This window comes from Buttiauxella massiliensis (assembly GCF_902500225.1).
Taxonomy (GTDB): domain Bacteria; phylum Pseudomonadota; class Gammaproteobacteria; order Enterobacterales; family Enterobacteriaceae; genus Buttiauxella; species Buttiauxella massiliensis.
In genome coordinates this window covers 1-18,060 of the sequence record NZ_LR722648.1, presented here as the reverse complement: position 1 = coordinate 18,060, position 18,060 = coordinate 1, and the positions used below count along the sequence as shown (strand labels likewise).

Genomic DNA, 18,060 nt, shown 5'->3' with positions numbered 1-18,060 from the left:
GGATCTGGGTTGCTACATGACAGCACACGCAGAAATAAAAAAGCCGACCAGAGTCCTGGTCGGCTTTTTAGCAACGCTTAGCGATTAGTCAGTGCTTTGCGGGCGTGTTGCTGGTGCTGCTGCCTGATGAGTTGCACTGCTACCACCGGCAGAACCGCGACCACTAAAGTCATAAGTTGGGCGTACCCAATCACTTTGACGTGGTGATTCTGGCGCATATTCCGGTGCTGGAGCACGAGTCATCGGTGCCGTCGCATGCTTAACGGCGTGAGCAACTACGGCTACTTCTGCAGGGGCTGCTTTCACTTCTGGCACAGTTTCAGCGGCAGTTTCTGCAACAGCTGCTTCTTGAGTAACAGAAGTTTGCACTTCAACCACTTCGACTGGTTTTGTTTCTTCAACCGGAGCCACTGGCACAGTTTCTGCAACAATAACCGGCGCTTCCTGAGCAACTTCTGCTGCCTGCTGTGGATGAGTTTCTACAATTTCTTCATCTTGTGCAGGTGCAACTTCGTCAATCACTTGTTCAGCGACAATGTCATCTTCAGAAGCAATCAGGTGTGGCTGCTCGCTGACTGGCGTTGCAATCACTTCCGGATGTGTTGTTTCAACATGTGCAGTCTCAACAACTGGTTGTGAAATAATCACTTCTGGAACTTCTTGCTCGTGAGAGACGAAGACCGGGGTACGCTCAACGTTGTCGTACTGCGACTCTTCTTGCGAACGGGCAACCGGATAACTAATCCAGGCTTTACCAGAGGCCAGTTCAGGAGATGCACATGCTACGGTCAACGGCATTGGCGACTGTGCTGGGTAACGCTCATCACGGTAACGACGACGACGCTGGCCACTAACACGTAAATGACGTGGAGAGCGGCGAGAACGGCGCGGCATACCGTTAGAGTCGTTACGTGAATCGTTGTTGTCTTCATGCTCAACAACTGGCTTCTCGATAACAGCTGGTAACGGGATAGTTGCCAGTTCAGTGTGGGTAACTGGTGCTGCAACTGCTTCAGCGATTTCAGGGGTAGCCACAACTTCAACAGCAGAATCTTGAGCTGATTCGAAGCGAACTTTCTGGCTCAGCTGACGCTGTTTACGACGAGGCATAACCTGGACGCGTTCTTCCTGCTCAGTCTCGACTTCAACTTCTACAGTTTCATCACGTTGCAGAACTTTAACTTCTTGCTGCGCCTGACGCTTGTCATCGCTACGACGACGGTTGCGCTCACGACGTGGTTGCTGCTCGTCGCGTGCTTTTGGCTTCTCAATTTCTTCAGCAACTGCAGGGCGGTTTTCACGCACTTCAGTATTTTGCTGCTGACCCTGACGGCGATTACGGCGGTTATCGTCGCGGTCGCGGTTTTCACGCGGCTCGCGGTTGTCACGATTTTCGCTGCGATTTTCTCCACGGCCTTCGCCACGATTATCACGATCGCGGTTATTACGATCGCCACGGTCGTTACGATCACGACGGTTATTCTGGCGACGGTTGTTACGGCGATCCTGATTTTGACGTTGGCCTTCAGTCTCAGCAGGTTTTGCTTCCTGAACTTCTTTGCTTTCAGTAGTTGGTTCACCTGCGAACAGGTTTTTCAACGCACCGAAGAAGCGGCTAAGCAAGCCAGGCTGCTCTGTTGTTGCTACTTTCGCAGCTACTGGTTTAGTCACTGGAGTTTGCACCGCAGTTGCCGCAGGAGCTGACTCAGGCGGAGCTGGCGGCACTTCAGGCATCACGAAGGTTGCCAGTGCAGGTTGCTCAGGACGTTTACGCTCTGCGTACTCTTCTTCAGACGGCACAGCCATCTCTTCTTCATACCGCTTCGGCAGCATGTAGCTCAGAGTTTTGCTTTCTTCGCCTTTACGTACGCGCAATACGGAATAGTGTGGAGTTTCCATCTGATCGTTAGGAACGATGATGGCTTTCACGCCGCCCTGACGGGTTTCAATCGCGCTCACCGCATCACGTTTTTCGTTCAGCAGGTAAGAGGCAATGGGTACTGGAACAATCGCGTGAACTTCCTGGGTATTCTCTTTCAGCGCTTCTTCTTCAATCAGACGCAGAATGGAGAGTGCCATGGATTCGTTGTCACGCACCGTACCTGTTCCGCTACAGCGCGGGCAGACGTGGTGGCTGGACTCGCCCAGAGAAGGGGAGAGACGCTGACGTGACATTTCCAGCAAGCCAAAGCGTGAAATATGGCTAATCTGGATGCGAGCACGGTCCTGGCGTACCGCTTCGCGCAGACGGTTTTCTACCGCGCGTTGGTGGCGCACAGGCGTCATGTCGATGAAGTCGATAACAATCAGGCCACCGAGGTCACGCAAGCGCAGTTGGCGTGCGATTTCATCAGCAGCTTCAAGGTTGGTATTGAACGCCGTTTCTTCGATATCGCCGCCGCGAGTTGCGCGCGCGGAGTTGATGTCGATGGCGGTTAATGCTTCGGTGGAGTCGATAACAATCGAGCCGCCGGAAGGCAGGCGAACTTCACGCTGGAACGCGGATTCAATCTGCGATTCAATTTGATAGTGGCTAAACAGCGGGATTTCACCGGTGTAGAGCTTAATTTTGCTGCTGAAATCAGGACGACCCAACGCGCCGATATGCTGGCGAGCCAGTTCGAGCACTTTCGGGTTATCGATAAGAATTTCACCGATATCCTGACGCAGATAATCACGGAAAGCACGGACGATAACGTTGCTTTCCTGATGGATAAGGAATGGAGCCGGGCGATTTTCTGCCGCTTTCTGAATGGCTTCCCAATGCTTCAGACGGAAACTTAAGTCCCATTGCAGTGCTTCGGCGGATTTACCCACGCCAGCTGTACGTACAATCAGACCCATGCCATCTGGCAGTTCAAGAGAAGACAGTGCTTCTTTCAGTTCGGTACGATCGTCACCTTCAATGCGGCGGGAAATACCACCAGCACGTGGGTTGTTAGGCATCAGTACCAAATAACTACCCGCCAGGCTAATAAAGGTGGTTAAGGCTGCGCCTTTATTACCACGTTCTTCTTTATCAATCTGGACAATCACTTCCTGGCCTTCGCGCAGAACATCTTTAATGTTTGGACGACCATGTGATGAATAATTAGACGGGAAATATTCGCGGGCAATTTCTTTAAGGGGAAGGAAACCATGACGTTCCGCGCCGTAATCTACAAATGCCGCTTCCAGACTTGGTTCAATACGGGTGATTTTGCCTTTATAGATGTTGGCTTTTTTCTGTTCGTGTCCAGGACTTTCAATATCCAGATCGTACAGGCGCTGCCCATCTACAAGGGCGACACGCAACTCTTCTTGCTGAGTCGCGTTTATTAGCATTCTTTTCATCGTAACTTACTCATTATTCTTACATTGGTGACAGAGCTACGGGCATGGTGACGCTGACCGGGAGTGAACCGATGGCCTCGTGACTAAACGCATTAAGTCGCCAACCTCACGGTTGTCGCTTGCTGAGAGGCGCAAAGTGTCGGTAGCCTGTATTTCATACGGAAATACAGCGCAATTATCGTGGGAATAACCTTAGAAAATTTCTTAAGAGTTGATTCCATTTTACCGGTCAGGCTGCAACCCGCAGCCCGCTAACTGCCTGAAAGTACAATACGTCTTACGCCATTGCTGCGTGGATGAACATTCAGGCAAAACTGGTAATTCCGCAAAATTCCTTGTTCTAACAAGTATCAACACGGAAAACCGCAACATTATTCCATTGCTAACCTTATTATAGCAAGATGACTTTTGCCTTTGATGCCTCGTTTCTTACAGTTTTTTAACTCACTTTTTCGCTGTGCGTCGCAGAAATTTGAAAAAGGAGAGTCAGGCGACTTAAAACCAGGCAATTTCTCAGTTAAGCACATAAAAATGAGTGGCGCTATGCGCGCACGCTATTTAGAATCGCCGACCATGAAAACTCAGACACCTTCAGTACAAATCGTTGCCATTTCGTCCGACGAAGCCGGGCAGCGTATCGATAACTTTTTGCTCTCGCGCTTAAAAGGCGTACCGAAAAGTATGATTTATCGCATTTTGCGTAAAGGCGAAGTGCGCGTGAATAAAAAACGCATCAAGCCTGAATATAAAATTCAGGATGGTGACGAAATCCGTATTCCACCAGTTCGCGTTGCTGAACGTGAAGAAGAGGCGGTTTCCCCGCATCTGCAAAAAGTGGCGGCATTGACCGATGCGATTCTCTATGAAGACGACCACATTCTGGTACTAAATAAGCCATCGGGTACGGCAGTCCATGGCGGCAGCGGTCTGAGCTTCGGTGTAATTGAAGGGTTGCGTGCTTTACGCCCCGAAGCGCGTTTCCTTGAGCTTGTGCACCGTCTGGACCGTGATACCTCCGGTATTTTGCTGGTTGCGAAGAAACGTTCTGCATTACGTTCGTTACACGAGCAACTGCGTGAAAAAGGAATGCAGAAGGATTACCTGGCGCTAGTTCGTGGCCAATGGCAATCGCATGTGAAATCTGTGCAGGCTCCGTTGCTTAAGAATATTTTGCAAAGCGGTGAGCGCATTGTGCGCGTAAATAGCGAAGGGAAACCTTCAGAGACGCGTTTTAAAGTGGAAGAACGTTACGAGTTTGCCACACTTGTGCGTTGTAGCCCGATTACCGGGCGAACTCACCAGATTCGTGTGCACACGCTTCACGCAGGCCACCCGATTGCGTTTGACGATCGTTATGGCGATCGTGAGTTTGATAAGCAACTCGCAGGAACGGGTCTGAATCGCTTGTTCTTGCACGCTGCGGCCTTGCGCTTCACTCATCCTAACACCGGTGAAATTATGCGAGTTGAAGCACCGCTGGATGAGAAGCTAAAGCGTTGTCTTACTGTATTGCGTAACAACGCGCGATAGTTGTTGCTGCCAGGGTGGAGCTATCCACCCTTGGCCACTTATATCAGCAACGGATTGACACCTTCGTTGCGCAGCATATCACCCAAGCTAATAAGCGGCAGGCCCACCAGAGTATTGGGATCTTTTCCTGAAAGCCTATCAAACAACGTAATGCCCAAACCTTCACTCTTAAAACTTCCGGCACATTGCAACGGCTGTTCTTTATGCACGTAATTGCGGATTTCTTGCTCACTCAGATGACGAAAGTGCACATCAAAGGGTTCGCAAATCACCTGTAAATTCCCAGCGGAGGAATTATAAAGTGCAAGGCCGGTATAAAAAGTAACAATACTGTTGCGCGCAATCAGCAATTGTTCGACTGCTTTTTCTTCTGTGTGCGGCTTGCCGACGATTTTCCCTTCTAAAACGCAGACCTGATCTGAGCCGATAATCAAATGATTTGGGTACTCCGGGCTCAACGCCTGTGCTTTGGCTTGCGCTAGTCGCATGACGAGATGACGGGCATCCTCACCGGGAATTGGCGTTTCATCGAGCTGTGGGGCCGCGGTGATAAAGGGCATGCCGAGCTTTTCAAGCAGCTCTCGACGGTATGGCGAAGTTGAGGCCAGAATAATTTGCGTCATATTTTTTTCATTAATGATAGCGATCCGAGAAAAGGCATTTTAAACTATGCCACCGCAATGTGTGCGAATAAGTAGAAAAGGCACTGTTTACAGGCTTTTTCTTTGACTCTATGACGTTACAAAGTTAATATGCGCGCCCTATGCAAAAAGTAAAATTACCCCTGACTCTCGATCCGGTTCGTACGGCTCAAAAACGCCTTGATTACACGGGTGTTTACACCCCTATTCAGGTGGAGCGTGTCGCCGAGTTTGTAGTCAGTGTAGACAGTGATGTGGAATGCGATATGTCATTTGCCATCGATAACCAACGCCTCGCAGTTCTTACTGGTGATGCGAAAGTTTCGGTAACATTGGCGTGTCAGCGTTGCGGAAAGCCATTTGCCCATCAGGTTTACACACAGTATTGTTTTAGCCCGATCGTCAAAGACGAGCAGGCTGAAGCACTCCCGGAAGGATATGAACCAGTTCAGGTCAACGAATTTGGTGAAATCGATCTTCTGGCGCTGGTTGAAGATGAAATTATCCTCTCCTTGCCAGTTGTTCCGGTGCATGATTCTGAACACTGTGAAGTGTCCGAGGCGGACATGGTATTTGGCAAACTGCCTTCCGAGGCGGAGAAACCAAACCCATTTGCCGTATTAGCCAGTTTAAAGCATAAGTAATTAAGGAGTAAGGTCCATGGCCGTACAACAGAATAAACCAACCCGTTCTAAACGTGGCATGCGTCGTTCCCATGACGCGCTGACCACAGCAGCAGTGTCCGTGGACAAAGTTTCTGGCGAAACTCATCTGCGTCACCACATCACCGCCGACGGTTTCTACCGCGGTCGCAAGGTTATCGCTAAGTAATTGGCGATACCTTGAGACGTCTAACCCTTGCGTTAGATGCCATGGGTGGGGACTTCGGTCCTTCCGTGACAGTGCCTGCAGCATTGCAGGCACTGGACTCTAACTCTCAGTTAAACCTTCTATTAGTCGGCGACCCCGACGCCATCACGCCATTACTTGCCAAAGCTGATTTTGAAAAACGCTCACGTGCGCAGATAGTTCCTGCGGAGTCGGTTATTGCTAGTGATGCAAGACCTTCGCATGCGATCCGGAATAGTCGTGGATCCTCAATGCGAGTGGCGCTTGAGTTAGTAAAAGAAGGGCGAGCAGAAGCTTGCGTCAGTGCAGGAAATACCGGTGCTCTGATGGGCCTGGCCAAATTATTGCTCAAACCGATTGAAGGGATTGAGCGCCCGGCGTTGATGACAGTATTGCCGCATCAGCAAAAAGGTAAAACAGTCGTGCTTGATCTTGGCGCGAATGTGGATTGTGACAGTAATATGCTGGTGCAATTTGCGATAATGGGTTCAGTGATGGCTGAGGAACTCCTCGGCATCAACTCTCCACGTGTCGCATTGCTGAACATCGGCGAAGAAGAGACGAAAGGTCTTGATAGCATTCGCGATGCTTCAGCTTTATTAAAAACAATGCCTTCTATCAACTATATTGGTTATCTTGAAGCGAACGAGTTGTTGACGGGAAAAACCGACGTGCTGGTCTGCGATGGTTTTGTCGGTAACGTCACCCTCAAGACGATGGAAGGGGTTGCAAGGATGTTCCTCTCGCTTTTGAAATCACAGGGCGAAGGGAAAAAAAGGTCGTGGTGGCTAATTATATTGAAGCATTGGTTACAAAAAAGCCTGACAAGGCGATTCAGTCACCTCAACCCCGACCAGTATAATGGCGCCTGTCTGTTAGGATTGCGCGGCACAGTGATTAAGAGTCACGGAGCGGCCAATCAGCGAGCGTTTGTTGTCGCGATAGAACAGGCAGTGCAGGCGGTGGTGCGGCAAGTTCCTAAACGGATTGCTGCCCGCCTGGAATCTGTATTACCCAAGAGTGACTGACGTACATGTATACGAAGATTATTGGTACTGGTAGCTATCTGCCAGAACACGTGCGTACCAACGCCGACCTGGAAAAAATGGTGGATACTTCTGACGAGTGGATTGTCACCCGTACAGGTATTCGTGAACGTCGAATTGCTGGGCCAGATGAAACCGTTGCAACAATGGCTTTTGCTGCGGCTACGCGTGCGCTTGAAATGGCAGAAATCGATAAGTCTGAAATTGGGCTGATTATCGTTGCCACAACTTCTTCAACTCACGCTTTCCCAAGTGCTGCCTGCCAGGTACAAGCAATGTTAGGGATTAAAGGCTGCCCTGCATTTGATGTTGCAGCCGCTTGCGCCGGTTTTACCTACGCATTAAGCGTGGCAGACCAATATGTGAAATCCGGCGCAGTAAAACATGCGCTGGTTATTGGTTCTGATGTGCTGGCACGGACTTGCGATCCTACCGATCGCGGCACAATTATTATTTTTGGTGATGGTGCAGGGGCGGTTGTACTGAGTGCTTCTGAAGAGCCTGGTATTATTTCAACCCACCTGCATGCTGATGGTAGCTATGGTGAACTGTTGACGCTACCGAATGTCGACCGCGTGAATCCTGAAAATTCGATTCACCTGTCGATGGCTGGTAATGAAGTCTTTAAAGTCGCAGTTACAGAGCTTGCGCACATTGTTGATGAAACCCTTGAGGCGAATAATCTGGATCGTTCCGATCTGGATTGGTTGGTTCCGCATCAGGCTAACCTGCGCATTATCAGCGCGACGGCCAAAAAACTCGGCATGTCACTCGATAATGTGGTCGTTACCCTGGATCGTCACGGTAATACCTCTGCAGCTTCTGTTCCGGCAGCGCTGGATGAAGCGGTACGCGACGGGCGGATTAAACGTGGCCAACTGGTATTGCTCGAAGCCTTCGGCGGTGGCTTTACCTGGGGTTCAGCACTGGTTCGTTTTTGATTATTAGGGATTTAACCATGACTCAATTTGCTTTTGTTTTTCCAGGGCAAGGTTCGCAAGCAGTTGGTATGCTGGCAGAAATCGCAGCAGCTAATCCTGTTGTTGAAGCAACCTTCCGTGAAGCTTCTGATGTGCTGGGCTATGATTTGTGGGCGCTGACTCAACAAGGTCCGGCTGAAGAACTGAACAAAACCTGGCAAACTCAGCCAGCATTGCTGGCAGCCTCTGTCGCATTATGGCGTGTCTGGGAGCAGCTGGGTGGCAAAACTCCTGCAATGATGGCAGGACACAGCCTGGGCGAGTACTCTGCTCTGGTTTGTGCTGGCGTCATTGATTTCGCAGATGCGGTGCGTCTGGTTGAATTACGCGGCAAATTGATGCAAGAAGCGGTCCCAGCGGGCACAGGCGCAATGTATGCCATCATCGGTCTTGATGATGCGTCTATTGCAAAAGCCTGTGAAGAAGCAGCACAGGGCGAAGTGGTTTCTCCGGTGAACTTTAACTCACCTGGTCAGGTTGTGATTGCGGGTAACAAAGACGCTGTAGAGCGTGCCGGTGCAGCTTGTAAAGCCGCTGGTGCAAAACGTGCTCTGCCACTGCCTGTTAGTGTGCCATCTCACTGTGCATTGATGAAGCCTGCGGCAGATAAACTTGCCGTTGCGCTGGAAGATATTACTTTCAATGCTCCAGTTGTTCCGGTTGTGAACAACGTTGACGTGAAATGTGAAACCTCTGCGGAAGCTATTCGTAGTGCTCTGGTACGCCAGCTTTACAGCCCGGTACAGTGGACTAAGTCAGTAGAATTTATGGCAGCGCAGGGTGTGACCCAGTTGCTGGAAGTAGGGCCAGGTAAGGTATTGACTGGCCTAACAAAACGTATTGTTGACACACTGACTGCATCGGCCATTAACGAGCCGGTAGCGATGTCAGCAGCGCTCGAGCAATAAGACGAGGAAAACCATGAGTTTTGAAGGAAAAATTGCGCTGGTAACCGGCGCAAGCCGCGGTATTGGCCGCGCAATCGCGGAAACCTTAGTGGCCCGTGGTGCGAAAGTTATCGGTACTGCTACCAGTGAAAGTGGTGCGCAGGCGATCAGTGATTATCTGGGCGATAACGGCAAAGGTTATATGCTTAATGTTACCGATCCAGCTTCTATCGAAGCTGTTTTAGGAAATATTCGCGCAGAATTTGGCGAAGTCGACATTCTGGTTAATAATGCCGGTATCACTCGTGATAACCTGTTAATGCGCATGAAAGATGACGAATGGAACGATATCATCGAAACCAATCTGTCATCAGTTTTCCGTCTGTCAAAAGCGGTAATGCGCGCTATGATGAAAAAGCGTCATGGTCGTATTATCACTATTGGTTCTGTGGTTGGTACCATGGGAAATGCTGGTCAGGCTAACTACGCTGCGGCGAAAGCAGGTCTGATCGGTTTCAGTAAATCTCTGGCACGTGAAGTTGCGTCCCGAGGTATTACTGTAAACGTTGTTGCTCCGGGCTTTATTGAAACGGACATGACACGTGCGCTTTCTGATGAACAGCGTGCGGGTATACTGGCGGAAGTTCCAGCGGGTCGTTTAGGCGACGCAAAAGAAATCGCCAGTGCTGTTGCATTTTTAGCCTCTGACGAGGCGGGTTACATCTCTGGTGAGACCCTGCACGTCAATGGCGGAATGTACATGGTTTAACCGCAAGATAAAACTATTTGCGTTATTTGGGCGAATGCCCGCAAAATAGCGTAAAATCGTGGTATGACCTGCCGGGATTTAGTTGCATCTTTTTCAACATTTTATACACTACGAAAACCATCGCGAAAGCGAGTTTTGATAGGAAATTTAAGAGTATGAGCACTATCGAAGAACGCGTTAAGAAAATTATCGGCGAACAACTGGGCGTTAAGCAGGAAGAAGTTATCAACTCCGCTTCCTTCGTAGAGGACCTGGGCGCTGATTCTCTTGACACCGTTGAGCTGGTAATGGCTCTGGAAGAAGAGTTTGATACTGAGATTCCGGACGAAGAAGCTGAGAAAATCACCACCGTTCAGGCTGCCATTGATTACATCAACGGTCACCAAGCGTAAGTGAACATCTCCAGGCGGTCATTCGACCGCCTGAGTTTTATCTAAGTGTCCCACTAGTATTATTTTTTCCCTCCCTGGAGGACAAACGTGTCTAAGCGTCGTGTAGTTGTGACCGGACTGGGCATGTTGTCTCCTGTCGGCAATACCGTAGAGTCTACCTGGAAAGCTCTCCTTGCCGGTCAGAGTGGCATCAGCCTAATCGACCATTTCGATACTACCGCCTATGCAACGAAATTTGCTGGCTTAGTAAAGGATTTTAACTGTGACGACATCATTTCGCGCAAAGAACAGCGCAAAATGGATGCCTTCATTCAATATGGAATTGTTGCTGGCCACCAGGCCATGCTGGATTCTGGTCTGGAAGTAACGGAAGAGAATGCAATCCGTATCGGCGCCGCAATTGGTTCTGGTATTGGTGGTCTGGGTCTTATCGAAGAGAACCACTCCTCGTTGGTCAACGGTGGTCCACGTAAGATCAGCCCATTCTTTGTACCGTCTACTATTGTGAATATGGTGGCAGGTCACCTGACCATTATGTTCGGCCTGCGTGGTCCAAGTATTTCCATTGCTACAGCGTGTACTTCTGGTGTGCATAACATCGGTCAGGCAGCGCGTATCATCGCTTATGGCGATGCAGACGCTATGCTGGCAGGTGGTGCGGAAAAAGCCAGTACTCCGTTGGGCGTGGGCGGCTTTGGTGCTGCGCGTGCACTTTCTACCCGTAATGAAAACCCACAAGCGGCGAGCCGTCCGTGGGACAAAGACCGTGATGGCTTTGTACTGGGTGATGGTGCGGGCATGATGGTACTCGAAGAGTACGAACATGCTAAAAAACGTGGCGCGAAAATCTACGCAGAAGTCGTTGGTTTTGGTATGAGCAGCGATGCTTATCACATGACTTCTCCGCCAGAAAACGGCGCGGGTGCTGCACTGGCCATGGAAAATGCTCTGCGTGATGCAGGTCTGACTCCGGGCATGGTGGGCTATGTTAATGCGCATGGCACCTCAACACCTGCAGGCGATAAAGCTGAAACGCAAGCGGTTAAGTCTATTTTTGGTGAAGATGCCTACCGTGTTCTGGTGAGCTCAACCAAGTCTATGACCGGTCACCTGTTAGGTGCTGCTGGAGCGGTAGAGTCAATCTTCTCTGTTCTTGCACTTCGCGACCAGGCTATTCCGCCAACGATTAACCTCGATAATCCTGATGAAGGGTGCGATTTGGACTTTGTCCCACATGAAGCGCGCCAGGTAACAGGAATGGAATACACTCTGTGTAACTCCTTCGGGTTTGGTGGTACAAACGGCTCGTTGATCTTTAAAAAGGTCTAACCTGCTAATAATAAAGGGCTCGCTTGCGGGCCCTTTATACATCTAAAGTTTCCCCCTCTTGCTGCAAATCTTCCACACTGGCACTCTTAATTCACGGAACATTGAGGAACGATGATGTATTTAATCAATGGTGAGTTAACGGCAAATCTACCGGCGAACGATCGCGCAGTGCAGTTTGGCGATGGTTGTTTTACGACGGCACGGGTCAAAGATGGTAGCGTTCGCTTTTTAGCGCAGCACCTTGGGCGTTTAAAACAAGCCTGTGAAAAACTTCTTATCCCGTTTGTCGAATGGTCACTGCTGGAAAGTGAAATGCAGCAGCTTGCATTGTCACAATCACAAGCCGTACTAAAAGTGATGATCACTCGTGGTAGCGGTGGGCGCGGTTACAGTGCAGCAAATTGCCAACATCCGACACGGCTACTCAGCGTTTCAGCTTACCCTTCGTTTTATCCACAATGGCGTGAGCAGGGGATTACCCTGGCATTAAGCCCCATTCGATTGGGCATCAATCCGCATCTTGCCGGAATTAAACACCTGAACCGGCTCGAGCAAGTGCTGATTCGTACGCATCTTGAACAGACGCAAGCCCAGGAAGCCCTGGTTCTTGACAGTGATGGGTGGCTTACGGAATGCTGTGCCGCTAATTTATTCTGGCGTAAAGGATCTCAGGTCTTTACCCCTTATATGGATAAATCTGGTGTAAACGGCACGATGCGCCAGCATATTATTGCCTGTCTTGCAGACTCACCCTGGCAAGTAACGCAAGTGCGGGAGCGTCCTGAAAGTCTGGCTCAAGCCGACGAGTTACTCATTTGCAATGCATTGATGCCGGTTGTCCCTGTGAACCAGGCTGAATTATGGCGATTTGAATCTCGCGAGCTTTATCAATTTTTAGCACCACTTTGTGAGTAACCGATTAACGATGAAAAAGATGCTACGTTTCTTTCTGCTGCTATTAGTGGTATTTGGCGTGGCGGCAGGCGTTGGCTTATACAAAGTCCGCCAGCTCGCTAACAGTCACCTGACTATTGCGCAAGAAACCATTTTCACCCTTAAGCCAGGCACCGGTCGCCTGGCGTTGGGTAAACAGCTTTATGATGAAAAGCTGCTAAACCGCCCGCGTGTATTCCAGTGGCTGCTTAAAGCTGAACCCGATCTCGCGAAATTTAAAGCGGGTACTTACCGCTTTACGCCACAAATGACCGTGCGTGAGATGCTCAAACTGTTAGCGAGCGGCAAAGAAGCGCAGTTCCCTATTCGCTTTGTGGAAGGGACTCGCCTGAGTGACTGGCTTAAACAATTGCGTGAAGCGCCATACATTCAACACAAGCTTAAAGATGACAGCTATGCGACCGTCGCCGAGGCCTTAAAATTCGAAAACCCGGAATGGGTTGAAGGCTGGTTTTTCCCTGACACCTGGCTGTACACCGCAAACACCACAGATATTGCCCTCTTAAAGCGTGCTCATGAACGGATGCTCAAAGCGGTGCAGGTTGCCTGGGATGGTAAAAAAGAGGGGCTACCGTACAAAACGCAAAATGATTTGGTCACTATGGCCTCGATCATCGAGAAAGAAACGGCTGTTGCAGCAGAGCGCGATCAGGTCGCATCGGTGTTCATCAACCGTCTGCGTATCGGCATGCGTCTGCAAACTGACCCGACGGTAATTTACGGCATGGGTGAAAGCTACAACGGTAAGCTGTCACGTAAAGATCTTGAAACGCCTACACCGTATAATACTTATGTGATTAGCGGTATGCCGCCTGGGCCAATTGCGATTCCAGGCAATGCATCGCTACAGGCTGCCGCTCACCCTGCGAAAACGCCGTATCTCTATTTTGTCGCTGATGGAAAGGGCGGTCACACATTCAATACCAACCTTGCTGGCCATAACCAGGCTGTGCAGGTGTATATCAAAGCGCTGAAGGATAAGAATGGTCAGTAAATTTATCGTCATTGAAGGGCTCGAAGGAGCAGGGAAAACTAACGCGCACAACGTGGTAGTTGCGACTTTAAAAGAACTGGGAGTAACCGATCTGGTGTTCACGCGTGAGCCCGGCGGTACCCCTCTTGCTGAGAGATTGCGCGAGCTGACGCTGAACAACAAAGGTATCGGTGATGAAATCGTTACTGATAAAGCCGAAGTGCTGATGTTCTACGCGGCACGTGTGCAACTGGTGGAAACGGTTATCAAACCGGCATTGTCACGTGGTGCCTGGGTGATAGGTGATCGCCATGATCTCTCTACTCAGGCTTATCAGGGCGGTGGTCGTTGCATCGATCAGGAATTACTGATGGCACTGCGTAACACCGTGCTTGGTGATTTTTACCCGGACCTGACGATTTATCTTGATGTCACGCCAGAAGTGGGTCTGACACGTGCGCGTGCGCGTGGCGAGCTAGACCGCATCGAACAGGAGTCTGTCGACTTCTTTAACCGCACCCGTGCGCGTTACCTTGAACTCGCAGCAGCCGACAGCCGTATTCATACGATTGATGCAACACAATCGCTGGATGAAGTGTCGCAAGACGTGCGTAACGCCGTACTTGAGTGGGCTAAGGGGCTGGTCTAATGAAATGGTATCCATGGTTACGCGCGCCGTTTGAGCAAATACTCAGCCAGTATCAGGCCGGGCGTGGGCACCATGCATTACTGCTTCATTCATTGTCCGGTATGGGTGATGACGCGTTAATTTACGCACTCACCCGCTGGTTGATGTGCCAGAAACCACAAGGGAGTAAAAGCTGCGGCCAGTGTCGCAGTTGCCAGTTGATGCAGGCCGGTACGCACCCGGACAGCTATGTGGTTGCACCCGAGAAAGGCAAATCAAGCCTTGGCATTGACGCTATCCGCGAAATTACTGAGAAGCTCTACAGCCATGCTCAGCAGGGCGGGGCAAAAGTCGTCTGGCTTGAAGATGCCGGACTGCTTACTGAAGCGGCCGCCAATGCGCTGTTAAAAACGCTTGAAGAGCCGCCAGCGAACACCTGGTTTTTCCTGGGTAGCCGCGAACCGGCTCGTTTACCCGCCACGCTCAGAAGCCGCTGCCTGTACTGGTATTTGACTCCACCGGATGAAAATTTTGCCCTTGCCTGGCTGGCACGGGAAATCACTCTTGATAACGCACAATTGCGTGCTGCGTTACGTTTAAGTTCTGGAGCACCAGCAGGCGCTTTGGCGTTGCTGCAACCCGAGCAGTGGAAACATCGGCAGTTGCTGTGTGACAAACTCAATGAGGCCTGTGTGACTAAAAACATGCTGGCGTTATTGCCCGCGTTAAATAGCGATGATGCAACTGTCCGTGTTCACTGGTTATGCTCTCTTTTGGTGGATGCACTAAAATGGCAGCAAGGGGCTACAACTTGGTTGACCAATGATGACCAACACACATTGGTAGCAAACCTTGCCTCCAGCGCAACCCCTGCGATGCTACAAGCTATACTGCATAGTTGGTTTTCATGCCGTGAAACACTGTTAAGTGTTGTGGGTGTGAACCGAGAATTAATGCTGACTGAACAATTGCTCACCTGGGAGCGTTTAATGCAACCGGGTGCTGTCCTTCCTACCTTCCATCTTTAAAGAGTATTTGTATGTTCCTGGTTGACTCACATTGCCATCTTGATGGCCTCGATTATCAATCCCTACACAAAAGCGTCGATGATGTCCTGGAAAAAGCTGCCGCGCGCGATGTGAAGTTCTGCCTTGCAGTTGCGACGACGCTAGAAGGTTATCGCGATATGCGTCAGTTGGTGGGCGAGCGCCAGAACGTAGCTTATTCGTGTGGTGTACACCCGCTAAACCAGGCCGAAGAATATGATGTTGAAGAACTTCGCCGCCTGGCCGCAGATCCGGGTGTGGTGGCAATGGGGGAGACCGGGTTGGATTATTTCTATACTCCGGAAACCAAGCCACGCCAGCAGGAATCATTCCGCCATCACATTCAGATTGGCCGCGAGCTTAACAAACCAGTGATTGTTCATACCCGTGATGCTCGTGCCGATACCCTGGCCATTCTGCGCGAAGAGAAAGTGACAGACTGCGGTGGGGTACTACACTGTTTTACGGAAGACAGAGAAACTGCTGGAAAATTGCTCGATATGGGCTTTTACATCTCTTTCTCCGGCATTGTGACCTTCCGCAATGCTGAACAACTCAGGGATGCGGCGCGTTATGTGCCACTGGATCGCATACTGGTGGAGACTGATTCACCTTATCTTGCGCCAGTACCGCACCGCGGTAAGGAAAACCAACCGGCAATGACGCGCGATGTAGCGGAATATATGGCGGTACTGAAAGGTGTTTCACTTGAGGAATTGGCCGTTGCGACGACAAAAAACTTCGCCACTTTGTTCCATATTCCTGACTCCCGCTTGCAATCCGCATGATAAATCAGACTTATTTTAAAGCTCGTAATTAATTATCTAAGCGAGTAAAGTTCACCGCCATAAAAATGGCGGTGAAGGCTGTTTTTGTAACATTCAGATACGCATAATGTAAACTTATGAAAGTTTTTCACTGGGCTGTTTGAGAAACGTGATAGCCGTCAAACAAACTTTCTTCGATTTATTTTACTCTGCGTAATAAATCAAAAGGCACTTAGATGCCTGTTAATGGGCTGGATCTCCCCCCAGACCGATGCGCATAACGCGTAAAAAAAAGCACAAATACTCAGGAGCACTCTCAATTATGTTTAAGAATGCATTTGCTAACCTGCAAAAGGTGGGTAAATCGCTGATGTTGCCAGTATCCGTACTGCCTATCGCAGGTATCCTGCTGGGCGTCGGTTCTGCAAACTTCAGCTGGCTGCCAGCAGTGGTTTCTCATGTTATGGCGGAAGCGGGCGGTTCAGTATTCGCCAACATGCCGCTTATCTTTGCTATCGGTGTGGCGTTAGGCTTCACGAATAACGATGGCGTTTCTGCGCTGGCTGCTGTAGTCGCTTACGGCATCATGGTTAAAACCATGGCAGTTGTTGCACCGCTGGTTCTGCATCTTCCTGCAGAAGAGATCACTGCAAAACACTTGGCTGATACCGGTGTTCTGGGCGGGATCATCGCGGGTGCGATTGCGGCCTACATGTTTAACCGTTTCTACCGTATCAAGCTGCCTGAGTATCTGGGCTTCTTCGCCGGTAAACGTTTCGTGCCGATCATCTCTGGTCTGGCTGCGATCTTCATGGGCGTTGTGCTGTCCTTCATCTGGCCTCCAATTGGTACGGCTATCCAGACCTTCTCTCAGTGGGCTGCATACCAGAACCCGGTTGTTGCGTTTGGTATCTACGGCTTCATCGAGCGCTGCCTGGTACCATTCGGTCTGCACCACATCTGGAACGTTCCATTCCAGATGCAAATTGGTGAATACACCAACGCTGCAGGTCAGGTATTCCACGGCGATATCCCACGTTATATGGCAGGTGACCCAACTGCGGGCAAACTGTCTGGTGGCTTCCTGTTTAAAATGTACGGTCTGCCTGCTGCGGCTATCGCAATCTGGCACTCAGCTAAACCTGAGAACCGTGCAAAAGTCGGCGGTATCATGATCTCCGCTGCGTTGACCTCGTTCCTGACCGGTATTACCGAGCCAATCGAGTTCTCCTTCATGTTCGTTGCTCCAATCCTGTACATCATCCACGCGGTGTTGGCAGGCCTGGCGTTCCCAATCTGTATCCTTCTGGGTATGCGTGACGGTACTTCCTTCTCTCACGGTCTGATTGACTTCATCGTGCTGAGCGGAAACAGCAGCAAACTGTGGTTGTTCCCAATTGTTGGCCTGTGCTACGCGGCGATTTACTACACCGTGTTCCGTGTGCTGATTAAAGCGCTGGACCTGAAAACTCCAGGTCGTGAAGACGCAACTTCAGAGACTACTACCACTTCCACAAGCGAAATGGCACCAGCTCTGGTTAGCGCTTTCGGCGGTAAAGAAAACATCACTAACCTGGATGCGTGTATTACCCGTCTGCGTGTTAGCGTGGCTGACATTTCTAAAGTCGACCAGGCTGGCCTGAAGAAATTGGGTGCAGCAGGTGTAGTTGTAGCTGGTTCAGGTGTTCAGGCAATCTTCGGTACTAAATCCGATAACCTGAAAACTGAAATGGATGAGTGGATCCGTAACAGCTAAGAAGTAGTTGGGGAGAACTAAGGGAGGCCACTGGCCTCCCTTTTTTATTGCCATGACCCGTCCTAAATAGCGTTGACACATTTAACTCGTACTATGAGGAAAATGTGATGAACCAGTACGTTAAACGCACGCAACGCGATTACCCTCTATCCTTTAAATTGGCCGTTGTCGAACAAGTCG

17 protein-coding genes are annotated in these 18,060 nt (G+C 50.1%); 15 read left to right on the top strand and 2 right to left on the bottom strand.

Annotated elements, in window-relative coordinates:
- Positions 1-84 precede the first annotated feature (84 nt).
- Positions 85-3,333 (bottom strand): ribonuclease E, encoded by a 3,249-nt coding sequence (rne, locus tag GC128_RS00085; protein ID WP_151992596.1) that lies wholly within the window; start codon positions 3,331-3,333, stop codon positions 85-87.
- A 573-nt stretch (positions 3,334-3,906) separates the two neighbouring features.
- On the opposite strand from rne, the gene rluC reads away from it, so the two are divergent.
- Entirely contained in the window at positions 3,907-4,863 is a 957-nt protein-coding gene (rluC, locus tag GC128_RS00080; protein WP_193216209.1) for a 23S rRNA pseudouridine(955/2504/2580) synthase RluC, read from the top strand.
- 38 nt (positions 4,864-4,901) lie between these two features.
- On the opposite strand, the gene GC128_RS00075 is transcribed toward rluC, so the two are convergent.
- Positions 4,902-5,486, bottom strand: a complete 585-nt coding sequence (locus GC128_RS00075) for a Maf family protein (RefSeq protein WP_151992594.1) — start codon at positions 5,484-5,486, stop codon at positions 4,902-4,904.
- A 140-nt stretch (positions 5,487-5,626) separates the two neighbouring features.
- Between GC128_RS00075 and yceD the strand changes: the two genes are divergently transcribed.
- The 14 genes from yceD to ptsG all read left to right on the top strand — a co-directional run bounded on the left by yceD (position 5,627) and on the right by ptsG (position 17,880).
- Positions 5,627-6,148, top strand: a complete 522-nt coding sequence (gene yceD, locus GC128_RS00070; RefSeq protein ID WP_034456169.1) for a 23S rRNA accumulation protein YceD — start codon at positions 5,627-5,629, stop codon at positions 6,146-6,148.
- Between the two features lie 16 nt (positions 6,149-6,164).
- Positions 6,165-6,335 (top strand): 50S ribosomal protein L32, encoded by a 171-nt coding sequence (gene rpmF, locus GC128_RS00065; RefSeq protein WP_034456167.1) that lies wholly within the window; start codon positions 6,165-6,167, stop codon positions 6,333-6,335.
- A gap of 11 nt (positions 6,336-6,346) precedes the next feature.
- On the top strand, positions 6,347-7,381 hold the full coding sequence (gene plsX, locus GC128_RS00060; RefSeq protein WP_151992593.1) for a phosphate acyltransferase PlsX: 1,035 nt from the start codon (positions 6,347-6,349) through the stop codon (positions 7,379-7,381).
- Between the two features lie 5 nt (positions 7,382-7,386).
- Positions 7,387-8,340 carry a beta-ketoacyl-ACP synthase III gene (locus GC128_RS00055; protein WP_064517907.1) on the top strand — a complete coding sequence of 318 codons (954 nt, stop codon included), beginning with the start codon at positions 7,387-7,389 and terminating at the stop codon, positions 8,338-8,340.
- 17 nt (positions 8,341-8,357) lie between these two features.
- Positions 8,358-9,287 (top strand): ACP S-malonyltransferase, encoded by a 930-nt coding sequence (gene fabD, locus GC128_RS00050; protein ID WP_151992592.1) that lies wholly within the window; start codon positions 8,358-8,360, stop codon positions 9,285-9,287.
- Positions 9,288-9,300: 13 nt separating this feature from the next.
- Entirely contained in the window at positions 9,301-10,035 is a 735-nt protein-coding gene (fabG, locus tag GC128_RS00045) for a 3-oxoacyl-ACP reductase FabG (RefSeq protein WP_034456162.1), read from the top strand.
- Between the two features lie 155 nt (positions 10,036-10,190).
- On the top strand, positions 10,191-10,427 hold the full coding sequence (gene acpP / locus GC128_RS00040) for an acyl carrier protein (protein ID WP_034456161.1): 237 nt from the start codon (positions 10,191-10,193) through the stop codon (positions 10,425-10,427).
- An 87-nt stretch (positions 10,428-10,514) separates the two neighbouring features.
- Complete coding sequence (fabF, locus tag GC128_RS00035) at positions 10,515-11,756, top strand: beta-ketoacyl-ACP synthase II (RefSeq protein WP_151992591.1); 1,242 nt, start codon at positions 10,515-10,517, stop codon at positions 11,754-11,756.
- A gap of 114 nt (positions 11,757-11,870) precedes the next feature.
- A complete protein-coding gene (pabC, locus tag GC128_RS00030; RefSeq protein ID WP_151992590.1) occupies positions 11,871-12,671 on the top strand; it encodes an aminodeoxychorismate lyase in 801 nt (266 codons plus the stop codon).
- A gap of 10 nt (positions 12,672-12,681) precedes the next feature.
- Positions 12,682-13,704, top strand: coding sequence for a cell division protein YceG (yceG, locus tag GC128_RS00025; protein WP_151992589.1), 1,023 nt, complete (start codon positions 12,682-12,684; stop codon positions 13,702-13,704).
- The gene (tmk, locus tag GC128_RS00020) at positions 13,694-14,332 is read left to right on the top strand and encodes a dTMP kinase (protein ID WP_151992588.1); all 639 of its coding nucleotides are present in this window, start codon (positions 13,694-13,696) and stop codon (positions 14,330-14,332) included. Before yceG ends, tmk begins: the two co-directional genes overlap by 11 nt.
- On the top strand, positions 14,332-15,339 hold the full coding sequence (gene holB / locus GC128_RS00015) for a DNA polymerase III subunit delta' (protein WP_151992587.1): 1,008 nt from the start codon (positions 14,332-14,334) through the stop codon (positions 15,337-15,339). Before tmk ends, holB begins: the two co-directional genes overlap by 1 nt.
- Positions 15,340-15,350: 11 nt before the next feature.
- Positions 15,351-16,145: a metal-dependent hydrolase gene (locus GC128_RS00010; protein ID WP_151992586.1), complete on the top strand. Its 795-nt coding sequence runs from the start codon at positions 15,351-15,353 to the stop codon at positions 16,143-16,145.
- 301 nt (positions 16,146-16,446) lie between these two features.
- Positions 16,447-17,880: a PTS glucose transporter subunit IIBC gene (gene ptsG, locus GC128_RS00005; RefSeq protein WP_151992585.1), complete on the top strand. Its 1,434-nt coding sequence runs from the start codon at positions 16,447-16,449 to the stop codon at positions 17,878-17,880.
- The last annotated feature ends 180 nt before the right edge of the window (positions 17,881-18,060 follow it).

What these genes read in the sequence shown, in the direction of transcription:
- rne (WP_151992596.1), bottom strand. Translation starts at nt 3,333, where the DNA reads ATGAAAAGAATGCTAATAAACGCGACTCAGCAAGAAGAGTTGCGTGTC.
- rluC (WP_193216209.1), top strand. Translation starts at nt 3,907, where the DNA reads ATGAAAACTCAGACACCTTCAGTACAAATCGTTGCCATTTCGTCCGAC.
- GC128_RS00075 (WP_151992594.1), bottom strand. Translation starts at nt 5,486, where the DNA reads ATGACGCAAATTATTCTGGCCTCAACTTCGCCATACCGTCGAGAGCTG.
- yceD (WP_034456169.1), top strand. Translation starts at nt 5,627, where the DNA reads ATGCAAAAAGTAAAATTACCCCTGACTCTCGATCCGGTTCGTACGGCT.
- rpmF (WP_034456167.1), top strand. Translation starts at nt 6,165, where the DNA reads ATGGCCGTACAACAGAATAAACCAACCCGTTCTAAACGTGGCATGCGT.
- GC128_RS00055 (WP_064517907.1), top strand. Translation starts at nt 7,387, where the DNA reads ATGTATACGAAGATTATTGGTACTGGTAGCTATCTGCCAGAACACGTG.
- fabD (WP_151992592.1), top strand. Translation starts at nt 8,358, where the DNA reads ATGACTCAATTTGCTTTTGTTTTTCCAGGGCAAGGTTCGCAAGCAGTT.
- fabG (WP_034456162.1), top strand. Translation starts at nt 9,301, where the DNA reads ATGAGTTTTGAAGGAAAAATTGCGCTGGTAACCGGCGCAAGCCGCGGT.
- acpP (WP_034456161.1), top strand. Translation starts at nt 10,191, where the DNA reads ATGAGCACTATCGAAGAACGCGTTAAGAAAATTATCGGCGAACAACTG.
- pabC (WP_151992590.1), top strand. Translation starts at nt 11,871, where the DNA reads ATGTATTTAATCAATGGTGAGTTAACGGCAAATCTACCGGCGAACGAT.
- yceG (WP_151992589.1), top strand. Translation starts at nt 12,682, where the DNA reads ATGAAAAAGATGCTACGTTTCTTTCTGCTGCTATTAGTGGTATTTGGC.
- tmk (WP_151992588.1), top strand. Translation starts at nt 13,694, where the DNA reads ATGGTCAGTAAATTTATCGTCATTGAAGGGCTCGAAGGAGCAGGGAAA.
- holB (WP_151992587.1), top strand. Translation starts at nt 14,332, where the DNA reads ATGAAATGGTATCCATGGTTACGCGCGCCGTTTGAGCAAATACTCAGC.
- GC128_RS00010 (WP_151992586.1), top strand. Translation starts at nt 15,351, where the DNA reads ATGTTCCTGGTTGACTCACATTGCCATCTTGATGGCCTCGATTATCAA.
- ptsG (WP_151992585.1), top strand. Translation starts at nt 16,447, where the DNA reads ATGTTTAAGAATGCATTTGCTAACCTGCAAAAGGTGGGTAAATCGCTG.